A 21,036-nucleotide genomic window follows, 5' to 3' on the forward strand; every position below is an offset into this window, starting at 1 on the left:
AGACCCAAAACCTGAGAACCGATTTCTCCAGGCAAATCGGGTGTGCCCGGTTTACGACTGCTGCGCAGCCGAGCGGGGATAAATCCCCTCACCACAGTCATCATCTCAGTCAAAACCGCGTGCTCCCTTCAATCGGTACCGTGGCAATGGGATCCTCTGGGGCAATGCGATCCTCTGTGGCAATGAGATCCCCTGTGGCGAGGGGATTTATCCCCGTTGGACTGCGAAGCAGACCCAAACCTTGAGAATCGGTTTCTCCAGGCAAATCGCGTGTACCGGTTTTACGACTGCTGCGCAGCCGAGCGGGGATGAATCCCCTCGCCACAGTCATCATCTCAGTCAAAACCGGGTGCTCCCTTCAATCGAAACCGTGGCAATGGGATCCCTTGTGGCAATGGGATCCTCTGGGGCAATGAAATCCTCTGGGGCAATGAGCCCCCCTGTGGCGAGGGGATTTATCCCCGTTGGGCTGCGCAGCAGACCCAAACCTTGAGAACCGGTTTCTACAGACAAATCGCGAGCACCGGTTTTACGACTGCTGCGCAGCCGAGCGGGGATGAATCCCCTCGCCACCGTCATCATCTCAGTCAAAACCGGGTGCTCCCTTCAATCGGTACCGTGGCAATCGGATCCCTTGTGGCAATGGGATCCTCTGGGGCAATGCGATCCCCTGTGGCGAGGGGATTTATCCCCGCTGGGCTGCGAAGCAGACCCAAAACTTGAAAACCAGTTTCTACAGGCAAATCGCGTGTACCGGTGTTACGACTGCCGCGCAGCCGAGCGGGGATAAATCCCCTCGCCACAATCATCATCTCAGTCAAAACCGCGTGCTCCCTTCAATCGGTACGGCTTTGATCGTGGCCCGTGGGCCTGATGTCGGCCCCGGCGCTGGCACGCCTTGCGCGGTGCTTGGCAATTGCGGTGCCTGCATGTCGGGCATCGCCCAGCTGCGTTCCGGTTGCAAGCCGCCCTGGGCGCGGCGCATGAAGTCGTAGCGGTTGAGGGTGATGCTGCGCCCGGCTTCGCTGTCGCGGATGATGTACGGGCGCAGGAACACCATCAGGTTGGTCTTGGTGATCGCCCGGCGTTCGTTGCGAAACAGCGCGCCGATGCCCGGCAGGCTGCCCAGCCACGGCACCGCATCATTGCTCTGGCTGTAACCGTCCTGCAGCAACCCACCGAGGACCATGATCTGCCCATCGTCGAGCAGAATGCTGGTGTCGATCGCCCGTTTGTTGGTGACGATGCCCGCCGCGGTCACGCTGTTGGACGCGCGCTCATCGATGCTGCTGACTTCCTGATAGATATCCAGCTTCACCGTGCCGCCCTCGGAAATCTGCGGGCGTACGTTGAGCTTGAGGCCGACCTCTTCGCGGGTCACGGTCTGGAACGGGTTGTTGCTGGTGCCCCCGCCGCCGGTGACGTAGCTGCCGCTGACAAACGGGATGGTCTGGCCGACAAAAATGCTCGCCGCTTCGTTGTCCAGGGTCAGCAGGTTCGGCGTCGACAGCACGTTGGTGCCGCCCTTGCTCTTCAACGCCCGGGCCAGCACTTTCAGGTCGAGAATCTTGCCGATGCCGGGGATGTCGACCGTGCCGTTGACGTAGCCAAGGTTCAAACCCTGCGGCAGTACGTCGATGCTGTTCTTGGCACCGGTGTTGAGCCCCGCGCCACCCAGATTGGCGCCACCGATCACGCCCTTGCCGCCAAGATTGCCGGTCTGCCATTGCACACCGAATTCGCTGGCATCGTCCTCGCCAACCTCGACGATCAGGCTCTCGATCACCACTTGCGCACGGCGCTGGTCGAGCAGATCGATGACCTCACGCAGATTGCGATAAAGCGGCTCCGGCGCGGAAATCAGCAGCGTGTTGGTGGTGGCGTCAGCCTGAATCGTCACCCCGCCAGCGCTGAACGCAACGTTCTGTTCGCTGCTCTGCGTACCGCCACTGCTGCTGCCGCCACCACTACCCTGCGCATAACTGCCGCCGCTTGCGCCGCTGCCAGTCGTCGTTGAAGTCCCAGTGCTCGGCGTGCTGCTCTGGCCGTTCTGCCCGGCATTGCCGCCGGTGCTGCTGCCCATCGCGCTGAGCACCGACCGCGCCGCGTCGCTGCTGCCGCTATCACTTTCGCCGGTGAGCAAACCGCGCAGCGCCTGCGCCAGTTTCGCCGCTTGGGCGTTGCGCAGATAAACCACGTGCAGATTGCTCGGATTGCTCTGCGCGTTGTCGAGTTTGTAGATCAGGTTGCGCGCCAGCTCGGTACGCTCGGGGCTGCCGGCGCGGATGATGATGGTGTTCGAGCGTGGGTCGCCAATCACCGCGATTTTCTGCGTCGGATCGTTGCCCGGCGCGTCGAGCAAGTCGGCCACCATCGGCGCGATGTCGGCGGCGATGCCGTTCTGGATCTGCACCACATCGGTGTCGATCGCGCTCGGCGTGTCGATGCTCTCGATCAACTGCGCGACGCGGGTGAGGTTCTCGGCGTAATCGGTGATGACCACGGTGTTGTTGCCGGGATAAGCGTTGATCGGATTGTTCGGCGAGACGATCGGGCGCAGCACCGGGATCAGATTCACCGCGTTTTCGTATTGCAGGCGAAACGTGCGCGTGAGCATGCCGTTGCCGGCCGGTTTATCCGCGCTGTAGATCGGCCCGCCGAGCAGTTTCGCGTCGGCCTCGGGAACCACCTGCGCCACGCCGCCGACATCGACCACGCTGAAGCCTTGCATGCGCAACGCCGCGAGCAGCATGTCGTAAGCCTGGCGGGCCGGCACCTGACCTTCCGAGACCAAGGTCAGATTGCCCTTGACCCGTGGATCGACGAGAAACTGCTGCCCGGTGGCCCGCGACAGCGCCCGCACCACCGCCTGAATATCGGCCTCGACGAAATTCAGCGTCACCGGTTGCTCGCCCAACGGATTGCGCGGGATCGCATTGCTCGGCGCCGCGCCAGCACTGCGCCCACGCTGACTGATGTTGTGCAATTGCTTTGGCACCGGCCGCGCCTGAGCCTGCGCCCGTTCGCGATCGGCCACCGCATCGCCGCTGCGCTGGGTGTTGGCCAGCGGCCGCCCGAGTTCGCTGTCGACCAATAGCGGCGGCTGATTCTGCGGCGCCGTAGTGCTGTTGCACGCGCTCAATGCCATCAGCAACAACGGCAGCGCCAGACGTGCCGGTTTGCAGCGTGACTCCTTCATGAAGCTTCCTTAGCGCCCTGCGCCTGATCCATGCGAACGGTGCCTGACAAAGTGCCGGCGGTGACTTCGGTCGAAGCCTCACTTGCGCGCTGCAACTGCGCCTCGACCACCTGCAGAGAAAGTTGTGACGGCTGGCTGAGCAGCCAGTCGAGCAGCGCATCGGCCGGCGCGGCGTCGACATTCAACTGCCACGCGCCATCCTCCGCCGCTTGTAATTGGTAGTGCCCAGCCAGCCCCGCCGCTTGCAGACTTTGCTCCAGCGACTGGCCAACGCTTTGCCCCTGCGGCCGGACGTTGACGCTGCGCAACAGCACTTCCAGCGCCTCGGTTTGCGCGCGCAACTTAGGCGTTTCGCTCTGCCAGAAAGCGATCCTGGCCAATGGCGGCTTGACCAGCGTCAGCCAGATCAGCAGACCGACAAGCACCAGCGCCATGCCGGCGACCATGCGTTTTTCACGCAACGCCAACGGCTGCCAACGCGCCTGCAACTGGCTGCGCAAGCGCTGCCAGCGCGCACGGTAAATCGCCAGCGTCGCCCTACTCATCGTCTGCTCCGCTGTCGTCGTCTTCGTTGGTGTTGGCGCTGGATTCATCGCTCGGGCGCAAGGTCCAGCCATCGTCATCGGCAGTGACGCTGATGCCGGCCTGGGCCAACGTGCTTTGCCAGCCCTTGTCGTTGCCGCCACGGTTTGCATCGCTTAGCAAGGCCAGCTGCAAGACGCCGTCGCGATAGGTCAGACGCTCGACACTGCCAGCCATGAACGGCATGCCGGTGCCGGCCTGCAACACCAGTCGATTGAAATTTTGCGCCGGGTCATCGACCGCGCCTTTTTGCCGCTGCTCGAGTTGCTGACGCGCCTGTTGCAGCGGGTTGAGAATCACCGGCAATTCGGGGAACGCCTGCTTCACCCGCTGGCTCATCTGCGCCTTGAGCTGCTGGCCCTGCCGCGCTTCGCGGGCGGCGTAGAGATTCAGGCCAATCACCCAGACCACCACGGCCAAAGCCACACACCCGACAGCACGACCCCAGCCACGTTGCTCGCCGCCGGCTTGCTGCAACCCCCCGAGCAACCCCCAACCGGGCAATGGACCGATCCAGCGTTGTGCTGATCCGGCTTCAAACGATGCCTCATCAACTTCGTCACCGAGCAACGGCTCAACCTGCGCACTGTTCAAACTCTCGCGCCGGAGCAAATGCCCGTCCGCCACACAAGCGACAACCCCCGGCAGCACTGGCAGGCTGTACGGCGCCGGATACAAACCGCGCAGCGTCAACCCCGCCTGCTTGAGTACCGCAGCCAGACGCTGCAAATGCTGCCGCGCCACCCAGGCGATTTGCACCTGCCCACTCGCATCACGCGGGCTGTGAGCGATATGCATCTGGCTGCTGTCGCCGAGCATCAACGCCTGCGCCGCGCACTGCACAGCGGCCGCCGTTTTGTTCGCGGGCAGTGGCGGTAGATCAATGCTGGCGAGCAGGCTGTCGGCCGGATGCAGAAAACACAGCAGCGGTGGTTGCTTCGGCCGTTGCCCCAACTGACTCAAAGTCAGTCGTTCCTTACGACTGACCTGCCCCTGACGATCCAGCCAGGCGCAGCTCACTTCGCTGTGCAACTCCAGCTCCGCCAATGGCGGCAACCCGACGCGCAACTGGCTCATGCGCCCACCCGCGACCAGATCACCTGCGGCAGGCGATCTTCGCTGCGGTGCAGCAAAGCATCGAGGCTGACCCGGCGCTGATCACGCCGCGCCTCACCGCGCAAACGAAACCAGTCACTGGTTATGCCGACTTTGACGCTGCTCATTTCCAACTGCGGCATGCGCAAGCGGTTCACAAAATCGCCGCGATTGATAAACCAGCGCCCGGCGTCACGCTCCGCGATCAACGCCGTCGCCCGCTCCAGCGAAAGCCCCGGCACATACGCCGCCAGCACCTGCGCCGTGGCGGTGTTGCCGTTGATCCACGTCGTCGCCGGAATCACCGTCACGTACGGCGCCAGTTGGCCGATCAGCGCATCGGTCACGCCTTCGACGCTGCGCAAATCATCCAGCGTGCGCAGCATCGGCAGCTTCGGCGGTGGCGGTTTGTGATCGGCATCGGGCGAAGTCGCGCGGCCACTGTCGAAACCCGCTTTGCCAGTCGCGCCAATCTGCGCATTGAGCAAATGCGGATAACCGGCAATCACCCGCTCGCGGATGCGCTGGCTGACAACGGCGCTCACACCGATCAACTCGCACAAGCGCTCGAACGCCTGCACTTGCGCCGCATCGATCCGCTCGTTGGCCACCAGATTGCGCAGGTTGAACTTGCCCTGCTCGTCCTCCAGCCGCCCGGCAAAACCCGCCGCCAGCAACGGCTGCGCCCAAGGCTGATCAAGCCGGGTCAACGGATCACGCAGGCGCGCATCCCAGAGCAACTGCCGGCTGATCTCCAGACCACCCTGCGCCAGCCAACGCCCCTGCACCCGCTGCTGATCGGCCTCCAGCGCCCGGGTCGCCACGCTCTGGCGCGTCAACATACCCGCCGCAATCACCGCCACCACCGCCGCGATCAACAACGCACTGATAATCGCCATGCCCCGTTGCTTCGCCCCGTTGAGCGAACCTGTGTTCACGGCCGGCCTTACAACTGCCAGGAACCGATATCGGCATTCACGCCATCGCCGTCAGGCTGGCCATCGGCGCCGAGGGAAAAGATATCGACCTCACCATTCGCGCCCGGGTTGAGGTACTGATAAGGCCGGCCCCACGGGTCATTCGGCAAACGCTCCAGGTACGAACGCCAGTTGCTGTTCTTCGCATCCGCCGGCCGCTCGACCAACACCTTCAGCCCCTGATTCATGCTCGGATACGTGCCGTGATCGAGGCGATACAACTTCAACGCCTGCATCAACCCGCCAATATCCTGCTTCGCCGCCGTCGCCCGCGCCTGATCCGGCCGGTCGAGCACCTTGGGCACCACCATCGCCGCCAGAATCCCCAGAATCACCACCACCACCATGATCTCGATCAAGGTAAAACCCTGCTGGCTCCGCGGCATGCGCGGCGACTGACTGAGCGTTTTCAAAGGTGCGATATCCATCTCGACATTCCCTGGCTTGATCCGAATTCGACGCGCAGTGTTGCAAGAAGATATGTCAGGGATGTTGAAAATCCTCGGGTGTTTCCGTCGTCAAGCCGTCAAGGACGGGGGTTAGCGTCGAGGGCTGGGTTTTACTTTTAGGCCATGTATGCGCGCGCGAACGCGAGAGGAAGGTTTCACCCTGATTGAAGTGCTGGTGGCACTGTCGATCATCGCCGTCGCCATGTCCGCCGCCGTGCGTGTGGCAGGGTTGATGACGCAGAGCAGTGGGGTTTTAAGGGATCGGTCGGTGGCGATGATTGCCGCGCAGAGCCGGATGGCTGAGCTACGGCTGGAGGGGCGATTGCCGAATGGGATGAAGGCTGTTGAATGTGATCAAGGAAGATTGTTGTTGCGCTGTGAACAGGTGATCGCTAGCGCAGAGAATGGGCGACTGCTCAAGGTTGGAATTCAAGTATTCGACCGCAACCAAGACGCCCCGCCGTTGGCCAGACTGGAGACCCTGTTGCCACGGCCAGGAAGCCCCTCACCCTAGCCCTCTCCCGAGGGAGAGGGAACCGATACGGGGATGTTCCAGAGATACGCCGACCTGAACGTATCGCTCTGAATCCAGCATTGCTGAAGCCCAGCAAAGCCATAGTCGCTAAGGTCTTCCAGGTCGATGTATAACGCAAAACACCTCGGTCGGCTCCCTCTCCCTCCGGGAGAGGGCTGGGGTGAGGGGCTCTTCTGCCGCGGTGCATAAGCATCAAAAATCCATAATCAACACGCTCGTCCAGGTCGATGCACAACGCAAGACACCTCGGTCGGCTCCCTCTCCCTCCGGGAGAGGGCTGGGGTGAGGGGCTTTTCTGCCGCACCTAAAATCCCAAGGCCCAGCGCCGGATCAAGGCCAACGACATCACCCCGCCACCTCCAAATTATCCATCACCCGATTCACCGCCAACTCCCCCAACATGATCAGTTGAGCAACCCCTAACAACGCCCGCCGCTGCGGCGCCGGCAGCAAACTGGAAATGTCCTGAGCAATCGTCTTCGCCGAAGCAAGCGTTTCACTCGCATCCGCCAGCAGTTCTTCATTCTTGGTATCCGCCGTCACCGCATACATCCCACGCGCCTTACGCGGCGGAGGCAGGAGATTGTTTGGCGACAGGTAATGATCGAGCGCGCGGTCGGCGGCTTCGTGGAGCTTGTTTGAATCGAGGGATTCGTACGGGGATGTGGGATCGGTTTCGGGTGGGTTGGGTGTTGGTTTGATCATGGTAAAGCTCCTTGATGACTGAAGCCGCCACCGTTCGCGGTCAAACAAACAAGGTGGCAGCTGTACGCGGGTTGACCGACCGGACATCAAGGAATCCGGCACACCCGAAGGTGTCCCACGCACAGCCACCGCAACAGAAATTCAGACAATGCCTGAATACGTGCAGAACGCTGGCGCGCCTTGATATTGGGCGGACGGTCAAATCCGATCGCTGATTTGTCAGCGACCGCACCACAATAGAACCCGCCCCCTAAGCGCACAAGCCGGCGGATTCTGGCGTAGCTGTAGGCAAAGGCGCAAGGATGTGTAGCCTGGGAGCGTGACTGGAGATGTCTTTTTAAACGTTGGTGTTTATCGGGACCTTGATGCCGAGGACTGATTTAAGAATCGGGTGGTAGGTTAAAACGATGCCCTTTTTCGCCAACCTGGTGAGTTGCCTTTTAATCTCGGCAAACAGTCGAGCGCGCCTATCGGAAAACTCTGAGCTACGCAAGTGACCGTATCGCGGAAAATTTTCTGATGCAGAATTTCGATTGCCTTCAGAGAGGTTTTAACGTCGCCCAAGACCTTGACGAAGATCGATTCATCAACACCGATTGATGTCGAGCCTTGCGAAAGACGGATTCTGTCTGGTTCTGATAGCGAACCATGAAGCTCTCTTCTTCGTCAGCCATGGGCTTGAGTGCCGCATCCCCTTTCCGAGGCTCTTCCATGACCAACACTTCGTTACGTGCACGCGGCGGATTGTTCGGATCGCTCAAAATTATGCCGCCCTTGGCCATGAGCGGAGTCTCATGGAGGACCGCACCGGGCCAAAAGCGATCATTATGTCGCTAAAAAGCAGGAGCTATTCATCTGATGGGGATAGAGAACCATCCAGCGCGAGCCCATTGCTGATGGTGCTACAATGCTATCATCTAAGAATCAGGGATGACGCACGTGCTCAAAATACGCATGCTTAAAGCTGGCAATGGCGACTGCATCAGCATAACCACCGAATCTGAATTTATCTTGATTGACGGAGGCACCGCTCAATCATTTGAGGATTGGAAAGAACATATAATTGATAAAACAAAAGTTATAAATACCCTCATTGTAACGCATATAGATAACGATCATGTTAATGGCATTATAAAGCTTCTTCAGCACGAAAAATGTCCTGAAATCCTAAACATCTTATTTAATGGCGCCGAACAATTTTTTGGTAAGCCACATGAAGATCGTGCAACAAGTTACTTGACAGATCGCAAGTTGCAAGCACTCGCTTGTGAGCTAACAACCCCAGAGGAAAACATACGCATAGGGTACTCAGAGGGTACATCGCTTTCGTATACTATTAACACGAGAGGACTCAAGTGCAATGAGGTAGTCTCCGGCGAGGCTATCTACAGGGAAAAACTCCCCCGATTCAATATGGGCCTGATTAAATTCACAATTATTGGACCACAAAAATCATCACTCGACGCATTAATAAAAAGCTGGAAGGACCAACTAAACTCAAAGCTAATTAAACCTAAAATAATAAACAAAACATATTATGAAGCCTTTGATTTATATGCCAGCTCTCTAACCCCATCGCCAATCGACTACCCGATATCCAACATAACATCGCGCACTATTAAATCGCTGGCTAGCGAACCTTTTGTGGAAGACACGTCACCAACCAACATGAGCAGCCTCTCCTTATTAATAGAGCATGGCGATAAACGCATCTTGTGTCTTGGCGACTGCTATTCAAGCACAGTAATTTCGTGGCTTGACGACAATAATATTCAAAAGCTAAAAGTGGACGCTGTAAAAATTTCTCATCACGGGAGTAGAAGCAGTACAAGCATGGAGTTGCTAGATCGTCTCGACTGCTCCATTTATATGATCAGCACAAACGGCAAGTCTCACGGGCACCCAAACCTTGAAACTTTAGCTAGAATTGCAGAAACAAATAAATCAAAAACCACGCGAATAATAACAAACTATCGGCTTGAGAATATCCCTCAATGGTTCTTTAAAGAAATCCAAGACGAATACTCAAAAGTTACCATAGAGATAGATGACCGCGAGATTGAACTGTGAGCACTACAATCCCAAGCGAATACAAATCCGATTCAGTGTATATTCTAGAGGCGATCAAAAAGGATGACAGCGGCAACATCCTAAATGAAGTGCGCGGCACTTGCTTTGCGATATCACCGACATTAATACTTACCGCCAATCATATAATTGCTGATTCAGACGAGCTTAGAATCTATTTCTCAAGTGACGACTTTGATAAAAGTATCTTTTCATTTGCCAAATGCGTTTATTCGAATGAATCAAAAGACTTCTGCATTCTTGAAGCTGAGGACGTAGCACCAAACTTTATCGGACTATACTCAACCAGCATTAGCTTGGATGTAGAAGTTAAATCTTGTGGATTTCCAATTGAGAAACAGCATTATTGCACCCCCATAAGCGTAAAGGTATCTAACGTATTTGAGCACATTACCAGCAGACAATACAGCTTTGAAGTTTCGCAGTCGGATTACGTTAGCATATACAAGGGCATGTCGGGTTCCCCGGTGTTCATGACGGATTATGCGTAGGTCTTCTGCTCGTACAACAGGGCAGTAATACCTTATATGCTGTATCAGTCAAAGATATTTTAGCCGACTCGGCAGCGCTTGAGATCACCCATGCTTTGAATCTAGATGTCAGGATCCAAGAGGGAATACATTATACCGCTCCTGATCATCCGGCATCACCATTCACTTACTGCATAAATTGCAATGTCGGACAACCAAACATTAAAGGGATCGATATCGGATTCACGATGAAAGTGTGGAATCTTAGTAATTTGACAGAGACTGTTTATGACTGGATCATTGACTATTGCCATTCACATAAAGAGAAGGCAAATTTTAGTGGCCCCGAAAGAGGTCTATTCAAACACGCAAGAGCTAATTATCCCGCCAACGACATGAATGCATTAGGCGATTTATTTTTGCATATCGCCATACGTGATTCATATAAAACGATCCCTATCATGAACAAAGTATTCGATATGAACAACAAGACTTTCTCTTGCACTCATGTCGTATTAAATCTTGACGACATTGAATTATGGATCGGCGCCTCCTCAGTTAGCACCAACATCGATGAAGCCGTAACTGCCGCCATTAGGAACATTGAGTACATAGTAAGCTTGACAACATTAAAGCAGCGATTATTTATGCTTACAGCGGAAATCGACGAATCTTGGCCACATACAGACAAGCTTAAAAGACTGGCTAACTCTGGCCTCACCATTGACGAAAGATTCGACAAAATAATTATCCCAGTGTTTTTGATGCATGATAGTTCAATAATCACTAATTACGACCAAAACTCATTCATCCAACTTTTCAACGACCGCATACAAGAGTGTAGAAACATCCTTGTCAAGGCAATCAGATCAGATCTAATTGATCTAATAAATTTACGAATTTTTTATTTTCCCGTTTCGGATGTTTCAATCGTAAATGAGGCCTTAGTAAAGGAGCTTAATTCATGACCTCTTGGTACGAAGATTCAAAAGCCAGCTTAAGCAATCCTAAGTTCGATCAATGGGATGATTTTCTGATATCGCTTGTGAACGAATATAACAGACACGAGCAGCAGCACTTAATACAAGATATTGTTATCAGATCAATGGAGCGAAAAGGGGAAATAGAAAATTCTTTCATTTTGGATCATTTGCTAGGTGAATTAGGATTATATCCTTACGTTGAAACCACCGATAATACAAGTAAGGATTTATTTAGGCGTAGCATTTTTACCACACCTCAAGATGAAAACAAGATATTTCACATCCGCCAAGCCGAGGTATTTCACAGAATAATAAATGGCGAGAATATTATCCTGAGTGCGCCTACCAGCTTTGGGAAAAGCTTAATCATAGAAGCACTAATTGCAAGCCGGAAATTTACTAATATTGCCATTGTTGTTCCTACGATCGCATTGATGGACGAGCTTAAAAAGAAGCTATATAAGTATAGTAAAACCTATAAAATCATTACTCAGGTTACGCAAAGATCAGATCAGAGCAATATATACATCCTGACTCAAGAAAGGGTACTTGAACATATAGATCTTGGGAAAATAGATTTCTTTATAATAGACGAATTTTACAAATTAGCACCTACAACAAAAAATGATGAGCGATGTGATAGATTGAACCTTGCTTTCAAAAAGCTCTATGCGAAATGCAAACGTTTTTACATGCTGGGCCCGAGAATAAATGGGTTAGCGGCGGGAATTGAAGACGAGCTTAGATGTACTTTTTTGAAATTTGACTCTTACGCTACTGTAGCTACTAACGAATTTTTCCATCCGATAGTTAGCAATGGGAAAGACGCTGATAAGGACTTGGAAAGGGATGCCATACTTTTACATATTTTAAAATCCTTTGAGAAGGATGAGCAAACTGTTATCTACTGCAAGTCCCCAAAAAGAGCTAGTTCCCTGTTGGTCAAGTTACTTGACTCTGGACTGTTCAATCAAAAAAAACGCAATGAAGATTTTTCAATCTGGCTTGGCGAAAACTTTCATTTTGACTGGTCGCTAGTTGAAGGACTCAAACACGGTAACGCCTATCATCACTCGCAATTACCGAGAGCAGTTGCTTCTTTGATAGTAGACCACTTTAACAGTTCGGATATCAATATTATCATTTGCACTTCCACACTTATCGAGGGAGTCAACACCAACGCCAAGAATATCATTATATATGACGACTGCATTACCAGAAGAACCAAGCTTGATATGTTTACATTTAACAATATCGCGGGCAGATCTGGAAGGATGTTTGAGCACTTTGTGGGAAATGTTTTTATCCTTGGTGAAAAGCCTCAAAATGAACTGCCGTTCATCGACATGCCGATAATCACGCAGAGTGAAAATGCATCTGATTCACTCCTTTTGCATATGGGCAATGAAGTTAGCGGATCGAACAAAGAAAAGATACAAAGATATTATGAGCAGGAAGCCATTCCTATTTCGTTAATTCTTAAGCACCAGGGAATCCATCCGAGCAAGCTTGTCGAGTTTGCTAATGCACTGATCGAAAAGTGCAATACCTGGAACAGTCTTATGCGCTGGGAGGGCATATACCCAACTAGCAGCCAACTGATGCATCTATCCAAGATATTATTCAAATATTTCAATGTATCATCAATGGGCGGCGGCGCCGTCCGCACCGACATACAATTACATAAAAAAATGATTGATATCATCAACAAGGTTGACGACAAGGTACTAATCATCCAAGACCAAAAATTTTGGGCTAGTCGCTCGGCCAGCTACAACATTGATGATGCGATACAGGCTGTTTTTAACTTTAAGAAAAACCTAATAAACTACAACCTTCCGAAAATAATTTATGCAATAAGTGATATTCAAGAACTGATATTCAAACGATTTTCCTATCCATTTGGCGACTACAAACCTTTCGCTTCCACGCTTGAAAATTTCTACTTCCCCCCTGCTGTGAACTCGCTTGAGGAATTCGGCATCCCGATTCAGATTACAAAGAAGATTCTTGATAATAATAATTTTGACGACATGAATATAGACCAATATATAACAAAACTAAAGTCAATCCCTATGAAAAACCTTACATATCTTACTGAGTTTGAAACGCACATTTTGAAACACGCTCTTTCTTACATGTAAAGGTTACAGCAATGAAAAATACATTAGCATTCGGTCATCACAACCATTCTATCCAACAACCAAACCATAATATACAAACCATAAGTGGACATCATTTATAACTGCGTCATCGGGCCATTGTGGTGCGACTGCGCGAAAAACTCGAATCTACGCGAGCGCAGTGCACCCGCCTATTGAGCACTTTCACTTGCCTTATCGTGTTTGCCGATGGACTACAGACAGTGGCATCGCCCATAATTATTCAGTCTTCTCAACTTTACTAGTTAATAAAGCGTCACAGTTTAAAATAAAACGATAGTTCCTTTTCGGCCGACAGTTTTCACTCATATGATACTTTTTCCACCCGAGAGCAAGCATTAGTATTCGTCGTCTTTAAGTCTAATCCTTAACAAGCTACTTTTGCTGGCAACCCAGCAAACGGCAAAGATAGTGACCTCAACCCTATAAATCACGGCCTCATCAACCTCGGCAAAACTACCCCCTCCCCCAACCTCTCCACCCCCAACCTCACCCTCTCCCCACCCCGCTCAATCACCACCCCATCCCCCTCAACCCCCACCAACTTCACCCCAACCCCAACCTTCTCCCCCACCAAAAAACTCCTCGGCGCGCCATCATTCAAACTCAATATCGCCACCGTCCCACTCCCGCCCGCGATGACCCCGCTCACCTTGATATCCACCGGTGCGGTCTCATTGGAGAACCACTGCAACGCCGGGCTATCACTCCTCGCCGCGAGCACTTGCGGGGTGGCTGCGGGTGTGTGGGATTCCGCCGAGGTCAGCAGCAGCGACGACCACGTCGCGACGCCCACCAGGGCGGCGAGCAGGGCCAGGGCCTGGACGGTTTGTGCCGGGGTAATCCGTGTGGTGAATTTCATGGGTTGTCGCTCCTTGTTGTCCCTGTTGCCAGCCTACGCGGCAATTCTCTCCGTTTTATTTCACATGCCTTACATGTTCGCCGGGCACGATGGGGTGGGACGCCAAGGAGCGCGTGGGTGATGAGCAGGCAGCAGGGTTTTACGTTGATCGAGTTGATGGTGGTGCTGGTGATCATCGGGATTGCCAGTGCGGCGATCAGTTTGAGTATCAGGCCTGATCCGTTGCAGTTGTTGCGCAAGGATGCCGAGCGGGTTGCGCAGTTGTTGCAGGTGGCGCAGGCGGAGGCTCGCGCGGATGGGCGGCCGATTGTGTGGGTGACGGATGCCAAGGGGTTTCGCTTTGGTCGACGTGGGGATGATGGCGTGGGGTTTGAGTCGTTCAAGGAGGATGCGCAGTTGCGCCCGCGTGCGTGGCAGAGCCCGAAGGTGGAGGTGCGTGTGGAGCCCCGGCACACGGTGGTGCTGAGTGCCGAGTGGATCAATCCGCCGTTGCGGCTGATTTTGTCGGATGGGGCCAATCGACTGAGTGTGCTGCGCGATGGCAGTGGGCGGATCAGTATTCAATGAAGACTCAGCAAGGGTTCACTCTGATTGAGGTGATGGTCGCGATTCTGCTGATGGCGGTGGTGAGTCTGATTGCTTGGCGCGGGCTGGACAGTGTGACGCGGGCGGACAGTCATTTGCAGGCGAGCAGTGAGCAGAGCGATGGGTTGTTGCGGGTGTTGAATCAGTTGCAGCGCGATGTGGACATGCGCGCGGGGGTGGAGTTGAGCGAGCCGCGCAAGGTCGGGGCTGAGGATGAGGCGCCGACCGCGCCGCCGGCGGTGACGGTGCGCAGCAGTGATAGTAAGGGGTTTCGGCTGGACATTATTCGCAGCGCGGCGGATCAGCCGGGGGCGTTGCAGCGGGTTCGGTGGTGGGTCAAGGGGGATACGTTGTATCGGGCGGTGGCTGAGGCGCGCAGTCGCTATCCGTTGCCGGCGCCTGGGAATGGGGTTGCGGTGTTGAGTGAGGTGAGTGATGTGCAGGTGCGGGTTTGGGAGGTGGATAAGGGATGGCGGCAGTTGAGCGGGAATCGGCGGGAGGATCCGTTGGGGTTGGAGATTCGTTTGAGTCGGCAGACGGCGCAGGGGGTTGAGCGGTATCGGCAGGTGATTGGGTTGTTGCAATAGCCGGGGTCACCGCAGCTTTTTTTGTAGGAGTGAGCCTGCTCGCGATTGCGGTGGGTCAGTCAATATTGTTGTCACTGGTAGACCGCTTTCGCGAGCAGGCTCGCTCCCACAATTGGGTTGGGGGCGGTCAGTTGCAGGTTGGTTGGCTGTTAGGCCGTCATCGCTGGCAAGCCAGCTCCCACAGGGGTCGAGTGCGACCGGAAGATATTGGTCAGTTGGGCAACCGCTTTCGCGAGCAGGCTCGCTCCCACAATTGAATTGGGGGCGGTCTGTTAGGCCGTCATCGCTGGCAAGCCAGCTCCCACAGGGTTCGAGTGCGACCGGAAGATATTGGTCAGCTGGGAAACTGCTTTCGCGAGCAGGCTCGCTCCCACAGAAAGCAGGATCAAGATCAGAAGATCGCAGCCTTCAGCAGCTCCTACAGTTGGATTGCGCTGGGCTTTGGTTAGCTGAGGACGACGACGCCGCCGGGCAGTTCGGTGCATTTGACGCCGTAGGCGTCGCGGATCAGCAATGCGACGCCGGCGAGTTGGTCGAGGTTGAAGCGGGCCTGGACGCGGCGTTGGCCGAGTTCGCGGTTGAGCAGCAGGAGCATGCCGGGGCGGTAGCGGTTGATTTCGTCGATCATCTGGCTGAGGGTCGCGCCGTTGAACACCAGCACTTGTTGGCGCCAGTTCATCACGGCGGCGGTGTCGACGGTTTGCACGTTGCCGATTTGCCGTGCGTCGTAGGTGACTTGCTGGCCCGCTTCGAGACGCAGGTTGCGGCCTTCGATGGCGACGTCGACCGTGCCGTCGAGGCAGGTCACGCAGACTTGCTGGTCGGTGTTGCGCAGGTTGAAGCGCGCCTGACTGGCGCGCAACCACCCTGCCCCGGCCTGCATCGCCAGTGGCAGACGTGCGGTTTGCACTTCGACTTCGCCGCTGAGCAGTTCAAAGCCCTGCACGCCGTTTTCGACGCTGCGCTGGTTGATGCGGGTCTGGGTGTTGAGTTCGAGGCTGACGCCTTGCGCCGGTTCGACTCGGCGCTGTTGGCCGACTTCGGTGATGTAGTCGGCGCCCAGCCCTTCGAAGCCACCGGGAATCGTGCCGCGCACCAGCAGGAATGCGGCGGATGCGGCAATCGCGCCGCCGAGAAATGCCCGTCGGCCGAAGCTGCTGCGGCCCTGCACGGCTTCGGCGGCCGGTTGCAGGTGATGCCACAGCCGCTTGGCTTCTTCGAAGGCCCGGGCATGTTCGCCGCTTTGCGCGCACCATTCGCGCAGGGCGCGGGCGTCGGCGACGGTGGCGCGGCCCGAGGTCAGCAGGATCAGCCAGTCGCGGGCTTCGCTGTGCAGCAACTCGTCGGCCGATGGCTCGGCAGGTTTCAGTCGAAAGATGTTCAAACGCGCAAATTCTCAACGGATTAATCGGGTCACTATTCGCTAGACGGTTTTCCGGCCCCGCGACCGAACCGCTGAAACACTTTTCTTTCAAGTTTCGCTGCGCAGAAGCCCAGCGCGGCTTTGATTTCCTTCTCGACCATGCGCGTGGAGATGCCGAAACGCTGGGAGATTTCCAGGTGCGGCGCCTCTTCCAGCCGCGCGGCGATGAAGATTCGCCGACGTCGTGCGGGCAGTTCGTACAAGGCGCTGAGCAGGGCCTGCATCTCCTTTTGTCCGCCGACCACCCGCGCCGGGTCGAGGGCCTCGTCGCTCAGTTGCAGCAGTTCCTCGACTTCGGTGCCGGTGAGCAGGCGCGCATCGGCCTGACGGCGGTCGGCGGCAATGTTGAGGGCCATGCGATACAGGTAGGCGTTGGGCTTGAGCAGGTTCGGCGGGGTCTCCATGCGATCGACCCGCAGCCAGGTTTCGTGCAGCACGTCGTTGGCCAGGTCCTCGGAGCCGAGGCGGCGGCGCAGGCGCACGCGAAAATCCTCATAGGAGCTGAGGAACAACTGGCCCATCACGCTTTGTCCGGCGTCTTTCATCCCCCGGAAACTCCTTCCCATCTCGTGCATTCCATGCGTTTCCCTGACGACTCCGGTAACAACAGCAACGTGACCGGCTGGCGCAAGGCGCTGGGCGTCGGCCGATCGATTGTGAGGTTGCGAAAACTTTCCACCAGCGCGTTATCGCGCCGTACATCGCCGGTCGAAGTGACCAACCGGTTGTGCTGCACCACGCCGTCGCGCCCGACCCACACCTGCAACACCGCGCGATAACTGCCCGGGCGGGTCAGCGGCGAACGACACAGCTTGCGCTCGATCGCCGCTTGCACCGCCGTCGCGTAACTGCGGTTGACCGCGACAGCGGCCGGCGTGGGTTTGTCCGTCGGCACTGGCAGGTCTTCCACCTGCGCCGCTTGCAGGGTGAACGCATCGGCGCGGGCGTAACGCGCCATCAACCCGGTGCCGCCGAGCAAATGGCGCAAGGCATCGGCGGCGGTGTATTCGCCATCCACGGCAAGGGAGCGGCGGCCCCGGCTCAACTGGCTATCGACCAGCACCGCGACGCCCGTGGCGCGGCTGTACTGATCCAGCGCCCGGGCCAGCTCCTGAGCCGGGATGTGCAAGGTCATGCGCATGTCCGCCGCTGCTGGATCAGCATTGGCCGCGTTGGCCAGCAGACCGAGCAGCCACCCCAGACCCGCGCGGCGCACAAGCGTCGCCGAGCGCTGAAGACTGATCCGCGAACTGCCTCGCTGCACGACTGGCGCACCCCTGAAAATCGCTATCCTGCGGGGCATTTATGACTCTGGTATGACGGGCGGTGCAAAAAAACCATCACGGGTTTTGCGGCGCGCTTGCACTAGACTCAAACCCATAGCGGCCCATTCGGGCGGGCCAGGAGGCGGACATGAAAACACGGTGGATGTGGGTCTTGCTGCTGATGGTGAGTGCGGCGCAGGCGGAAGAGCCGCTGGGCTGTGTCGAGGTCACGGTCGGCGGTTACAAGGCGCCGAATTACGATTGCCTGAGCCAACAGATGGGCAACAATCCCGACGGCGCGGCGGCGGCGCAGAAGAACATGGAAGCGTTGAATGTGCCGGTGCACAAGCGCGCGCCGAATCAGGTCGGGCTGGCGACCCCGGCGGCGACCAGTACGCGGATGGGGAATACGTTTGGCACCTCGGTGAAACCGCAGCGGCCGGCGAATTGAATCGCACTGTGGGTGCTGAGGGATTTAGCACCTGTGGTGAGGGGATTCATCCCCGTTGGGTTGCGCAGCAGCCCCGAAGTCGCCTGACTCTGATCTGTCAGATAAACCGATTTCACCGTTTTGGCGTCTGCTGCGCAGCCGAACGGGGATAAATCCCCTCGCCACAGGGAGGGGGGCTTTTCAGTCACTCGGGGTCTGACGGAAGCTGACAGCCAAACGATTCCAGCTGTTGATGGTGCTGACTGCAACCGTCAGGTCCACCAGTTCGCCTTCATCGAATTGCTCGCGCGCTTGCTGGTAGACGTCATCCGGCACGTGGCTTTCGGCCAACAGCGTCACTGCCTCGGCCCAGGCCAGCGCCGCCCGTTCGCGGGGATTGAAGAAGTTGCTGTCGCGCCACACCGCGACCGCATAGAGGCGCCGATCACTCTCCCCGGCTCGTCGCGCGTCCACCGAGTGCATATCGGTGCAGAATGCGCAGCCGTTGAGTTGCGAAGCGCGGATCCGGATCAATTGCAGCAGCGGCGCTTCGATGCTCAAGTTGGCGGTCAGCGCCTCCATGGCAATCATCGCTTTCATCGCCTTGGGCGAAGCGTTGTAGTAATCCAGACGCAGGGACATGGCGCGGCTCTCGGCAGGCGGAATGATGAGTTCACGGTAAGGGCTGTGCGGGCTGTGTTACAGCCCCAATTCCATGAATTCCGGCTACACCAATGAACCTCGGCCAAACGCAATACCTGTGGGAGCGAGCCTGCTCGCGAAAGCGGTTTCCCAGACAAATATTCATCCACTGCACCACCGCCATCGCTGGCAAGCCAGCTCCCACAAGGTTTAACGTCGTTCACAAGATTTGTGCACGCCGCAAAAACTGTGGGAGCTGGCTTGCCAGCGATAGCGGAGTGTCAGACAACGAATCTGTTCAATGACACACCGCCTTCGCGAGCAGGCTCGCTCCCACAGGGACTTGCGCCAATTTGCGGTTTTTACTCCACGCAACTACTGCCAAAAGCCCAACAACGCTAATCTGACCGACACTTCACTCAACACCCGGGAGCCTCGTCGGTATGGAACTTCATGTCGTGATCAACGGCCGCAAGGATCTTGCCGGTCAGTTGTATGAGCAGTTGCGCGCGGCGATTGAATCCGGGCGGTTGGCGGCGGGTACGCAGTTACCGCCGAGCCGCTTGCTGGCCGAGCAATTGGGCATTTCGCGCAAGACCATTTCCGACACTTATGCGCAGCTGACCTACGAAAACTTCCTCACCGGGGTGATCGGCAAAGGCACCTACGTCAACGCCCGACCGGCGCAGGTGCAGCGCAAGCAGAGCCACACCGAGCTGGCCAGTGCCGAGGTGATCGAGAGCTGGCGCAATCTGCCGGTGTTCCTGCGTCACCCGACGCTGGAAGGTTCGCTGCGCTACGACTTTATCGGCGGCGCCACCAGCAAAGGCCAGTTCCCCCACGACGACTGGCGCCGCTGCGTCGCCCACGCGATGCGGCAGATGGCGCAGTCGAAGGGTTTTTACAGCGTTGCCGAAGGCTTGCCGGCGCTGCGCAATGCGATCGCCCGGCACATCGCATTTTCCCGTGGCATCAACTGTCAGGACGAGGACATCGTCGTGTGCAACGGCGCGCAGCAGGCGCTGGACCTGATTGCCCGCGTATTGACCCGTCCCGGCAGTCTGGTGGCCATGGAAGATCCCGGCTATCCGCCCGCGCGCTTGTTGTTCGGCACGCATGGCGCGGAGGTGGTCGGGGTGCCGGTGGATGCCGAGGGCATTCAGGTCGAGCACATTCCCGATGGCACCCGGCTCATCTATGTGACGCCATCGCATCAGTTTCCGCTGGGCATGGCGATGAGTCAGGCGCGCCGCGAGGCCCTGCTCGCCCGTGCTCACGATCTCGGCGCGATCATCATTGAGGACGACTACGACAGCGAATTCCGCTACGAGGGCCGACCCACCGATTCGCTGTACAACCTCGATCAGCGCGGCATCGTCGCCTACGTCGGCACCTTCTCGAAAACCCTGCTGCCAGAGTTGCGCCTGGGCTACGCGATCTTGCCGCCGTCGATCATCGAGGCAGTGATCCGCGCCAAACAGCTCACCGATCTGCACGCCTCGACCCTGCCGCAATGGGCGCTGGCCAAGTTCATCGCCGAGGGTTGCCTGCTCAAGCACATCCGCCGCTGCCATACGATCTACGCGCAACGCCGCGAACGCATCCTGGAGCGCATGGCGACGGATCTGGCGCCATGGCTGCAAGCCGTGCCGGCCAGCGCCGGGTTTCACATGGCGGTGTTCTGCAAGGTGCCTATCGATTTGCCGTTGGTCATCGAGCTGGCAAAAAAGGTCGAGGTCGGCCTGTATGCGATCAGTGGTTTCTACTACCAGCAGCCGGCGAAAGAAGGCCTTTACTTCGGTTTCGGCGCCATCGAAACCCTCGACATCGACATTGCCCTCGATCGCTTGCGCGACATCCTCGAACAGCTGTCATGAGCCGTTGGTATAAGGCTTTTACCGCCGATTGGTTATTGGTGATTCATGGCGACAGGCCTATTCTGCACAGGCGTTATCCCTCAGTGAGCAGGATTCGTCCGGCCTGATTCAGGAGTGTGA

General features: G+C 56.4%; 21 protein-coding genes. 9 read left to right on the forward strand and 12 right to left on the reverse strand.

Going from position 1 to position 21,036, the window contains the following annotated elements; translation table 11 throughout:
- Positions 1–817 precede the first annotated feature (817 nt).
- Genes gspD through gspG form a run of 5 tightly spaced genes read right to left on the reverse strand, consistent with a single transcriptional unit; the run spans position 818 to position 6,281 of the window.
- Positions 818–3,199 (reverse strand): type II secretion system secretin GspD, encoded by a 2,382-nt coding sequence (gspD, locus tag CKW30_RS05110; protein ID WP_095180162.1) that lies wholly within the window; start codon positions 3,197–3,199, stop codon positions 818–820.
- Positions 3,196–3,744, reverse strand: a complete 549-nt coding sequence (gspM, locus tag CKW30_RS05115; protein WP_095180163.1) for a type II secretion system protein GspM — start codon at positions 3,742–3,744, stop codon at positions 3,196–3,198. The genes gspD and gspM overlap by 4 nt, the downstream gene beginning before the upstream one ends.
- Positions 3,737–4,858 carry a type II secretion system protein GspL gene (gene gspL, locus CKW30_RS05120; protein WP_095180164.1) on the reverse strand — a complete coding sequence of 374 codons (1,122 nt, stop codon included), beginning with the start codon at positions 4,856–4,858 and terminating at the stop codon, positions 3,737–3,739. Before gspL ends, gspM begins: the two co-directional genes overlap by 8 nt.
- Positions 4,855–5,775, reverse strand: a complete 921-nt coding sequence (gene gspK / locus CKW30_RS05125; RefSeq protein ID WP_095180165.1) for a type II secretion system minor pseudopilin GspK — start codon at positions 5,773–5,775, stop codon at positions 4,855–4,857. Before gspK ends, gspL begins: the two co-directional genes overlap by 4 nt.
- Positions 5,776–5,822: 47 nt before the next feature.
- Complete coding sequence (gspG, locus tag CKW30_RS05130; protein ID WP_042606813.1) at positions 5,823–6,281, reverse strand: type II secretion system major pseudopilin GspG; 459 nt, start codon at positions 6,279–6,281, stop codon at positions 5,823–5,825.
- Between the two features lie 148 nt (positions 6,282–6,429).
- On the opposite strand from gspG, the gene gspI reads away from it, so the two are divergent.
- Positions 6,430–6,816, forward strand: a complete 387-nt coding sequence (gspI, locus tag CKW30_RS05135) for a type II secretion system minor pseudopilin GspI (RefSeq protein WP_095180166.1) — start codon at positions 6,430–6,432, stop codon at positions 6,814–6,816.
- A gap of 366 nt (positions 6,817–7,182) precedes the next feature.
- Here gspI and CKW30_RS05140 read toward each other — a convergent pair whose 3' ends face one another.
- Both CKW30_RS05140 and CKW30_RS05145 read right to left on the reverse strand, forming a co-directional pair.
- Positions 7,183–7,542: a DUF6124 family protein gene (locus CKW30_RS05140; RefSeq protein WP_016774969.1), complete on the reverse strand. Its 360-nt coding sequence runs from the start codon at positions 7,540–7,542 to the stop codon at positions 7,183–7,185.
- 539 nt (positions 7,543–8,081) lie between these two features.
- Positions 8,082–8,324: a hypothetical protein gene (locus tag CKW30_RS05145; RefSeq protein ID WP_095180167.1), complete on the reverse strand. Its 243-nt coding sequence runs from the start codon at positions 8,322–8,324 to the stop codon at positions 8,082–8,084.
- 157 nt (positions 8,325–8,481) lie between these two features.
- Here CKW30_RS05145 and CKW30_RS05150 point away from each other — a divergent pair, with 157 nt between their 5' ends.
- The 4 genes from CKW30_RS05150 to CKW30_RS05165 all read left to right on the forward strand — a co-directional run bounded on the left by CKW30_RS05150 (position 8,482) and on the right by CKW30_RS05165 (position 13,227).
- Complete coding sequence (locus CKW30_RS05150) at positions 8,482–9,612, forward strand: ComEC/Rec2 family competence protein (RefSeq protein ID WP_159894623.1); 1,131 nt, start codon at positions 8,482–8,484, stop codon at positions 9,610–9,612.
- Positions 9,609–10,121 (forward strand): serine protease, encoded by a 513-nt coding sequence (locus tag CKW30_RS05155; protein ID WP_095180169.1) that lies wholly within the window; start codon positions 9,609–9,611, stop codon positions 10,119–10,121. The genes CKW30_RS05150 and CKW30_RS05155 overlap by 4 nt, the downstream gene beginning before the upstream one ends.
- Positions 10,122–10,348: 227 nt before the next feature.
- Positions 10,349–11,068: a Hachiman antiphage defense system protein HamA gene (locus tag CKW30_RS05160; protein WP_095180170.1), complete on the forward strand. Its 720-nt coding sequence runs from the start codon at positions 10,349–10,351 to the stop codon at positions 11,066–11,068.
- Positions 11,065–13,227: a DEAD/DEAH box helicase gene (locus CKW30_RS05165; RefSeq protein WP_095180171.1), complete on the forward strand. Its 2,163-nt coding sequence runs from the start codon at positions 11,065–11,067 to the stop codon at positions 13,225–13,227. Before CKW30_RS05160 ends, CKW30_RS05165 begins: the two co-directional genes overlap by 4 nt.
- Before the next feature lie 448 nt (positions 13,228–13,675).
- Here CKW30_RS05165 and CKW30_RS05170 read toward each other — a convergent pair whose 3' ends face one another.
- Positions 13,676–14,107 carry a type II secretion system protein N gene (locus tag CKW30_RS05170; RefSeq protein WP_095180172.1) on the reverse strand — a complete coding sequence of 144 codons (432 nt, stop codon included), beginning with the start codon at positions 14,105–14,107 and terminating at the stop codon, positions 13,676–13,678.
- 120 nt (positions 14,108–14,227) lie between these two features.
- On the opposite strand from CKW30_RS05170, the gene CKW30_RS05175 reads away from it, so the two are divergent.
- Positions 14,228–14,674 carry a GspH/FimT family pseudopilin gene (locus tag CKW30_RS05175; protein WP_095180173.1) on the forward strand — a complete coding sequence of 149 codons (447 nt, stop codon included), beginning with the start codon at positions 14,228–14,230 and terminating at the stop codon, positions 14,672–14,674.
- Complete coding sequence (locus tag CKW30_RS05180) at positions 14,671–15,279, forward strand: prepilin-type N-terminal cleavage/methylation domain-containing protein (RefSeq protein WP_095180174.1); 609 nt, start codon at positions 14,671–14,673, stop codon at positions 15,277–15,279. The genes CKW30_RS05175 and CKW30_RS05180 overlap by 4 nt, the downstream gene beginning before the upstream one ends.
- 445 nt (positions 15,280–15,724) lie before the next feature.
- Here CKW30_RS05180 and CKW30_RS05185 read toward each other — a convergent pair whose 3' ends face one another.
- The 3 genes from CKW30_RS05185 to CKW30_RS05195 are packed head-to-tail and all read right to left on the reverse strand — an operon-like array spanning position 15,725 to position 17,966.
- The gene (locus CKW30_RS05185) at positions 15,725–16,663 is read right to left on the reverse strand and encodes a DUF4880 domain-containing protein (protein ID WP_095180175.1); all 939 of its coding nucleotides are present in this window, start codon (positions 16,661–16,663) and stop codon (positions 15,725–15,727) included.
- Positions 16,664–16,695: 32 nt separating this feature from the next.
- Positions 16,696–17,247: an RNA polymerase sigma factor gene (locus tag CKW30_RS05190; protein WP_095180176.1), complete on the reverse strand. Its 552-nt coding sequence runs from the start codon at positions 17,245–17,247 to the stop codon at positions 16,696–16,698.
- Positions 17,244–17,966 carry a secretin and TonB N-terminal domain-containing protein gene (locus CKW30_RS05195; RefSeq protein WP_095180177.1) on the reverse strand — a complete coding sequence of 241 codons (723 nt, stop codon included), beginning with the start codon at positions 17,964–17,966 and terminating at the stop codon, positions 17,244–17,246. Before CKW30_RS05195 ends, CKW30_RS05190 begins: the two co-directional genes overlap by 4 nt.
- A gap of 164 nt (positions 17,967–18,130) precedes the next feature.
- Between CKW30_RS05195 and CKW30_RS05200 the strand changes: the two genes are divergently transcribed.
- On the forward strand, positions 18,131–18,418 hold the full coding sequence (locus CKW30_RS05200) for a hypothetical protein (RefSeq protein WP_371857527.1): 288 nt from the start codon (positions 18,131–18,133) through the stop codon (positions 18,416–18,418).
- 180 nt (positions 18,419–18,598) lie between these two features.
- On the opposite strand, the gene CKW30_RS05205 is transcribed toward CKW30_RS05200, so the two are convergent.
- Entirely contained in the window at positions 18,599–19,039 is a 441-nt protein-coding gene (locus tag CKW30_RS05205) for a carboxymuconolactone decarboxylase family protein (protein ID WP_095180179.1), read from the reverse strand.
- Positions 19,040–19,482: 443 nt separating this feature from the next.
- Between CKW30_RS05205 and CKW30_RS05210 the strand changes: the two genes are divergently transcribed.
- Positions 19,483–20,916, forward strand: coding sequence for a PLP-dependent aminotransferase family protein (locus tag CKW30_RS05210; protein ID WP_095180180.1), 1,434 nt, complete (start codon positions 19,483–19,485; stop codon positions 20,914–20,916).
- The last annotated feature ends 120 nt before the right edge of the window (positions 20,917–21,036 follow it).

Source organism: Pseudomonas sp. Irchel 3F6 (assembly GCF_900187595.1).
In the GTDB taxonomy this organism is placed as follows: Bacteria; Pseudomonadota; Gammaproteobacteria; order Pseudomonadales; family Pseudomonadaceae; genus Aquipseudomonas; species Aquipseudomonas siliginis.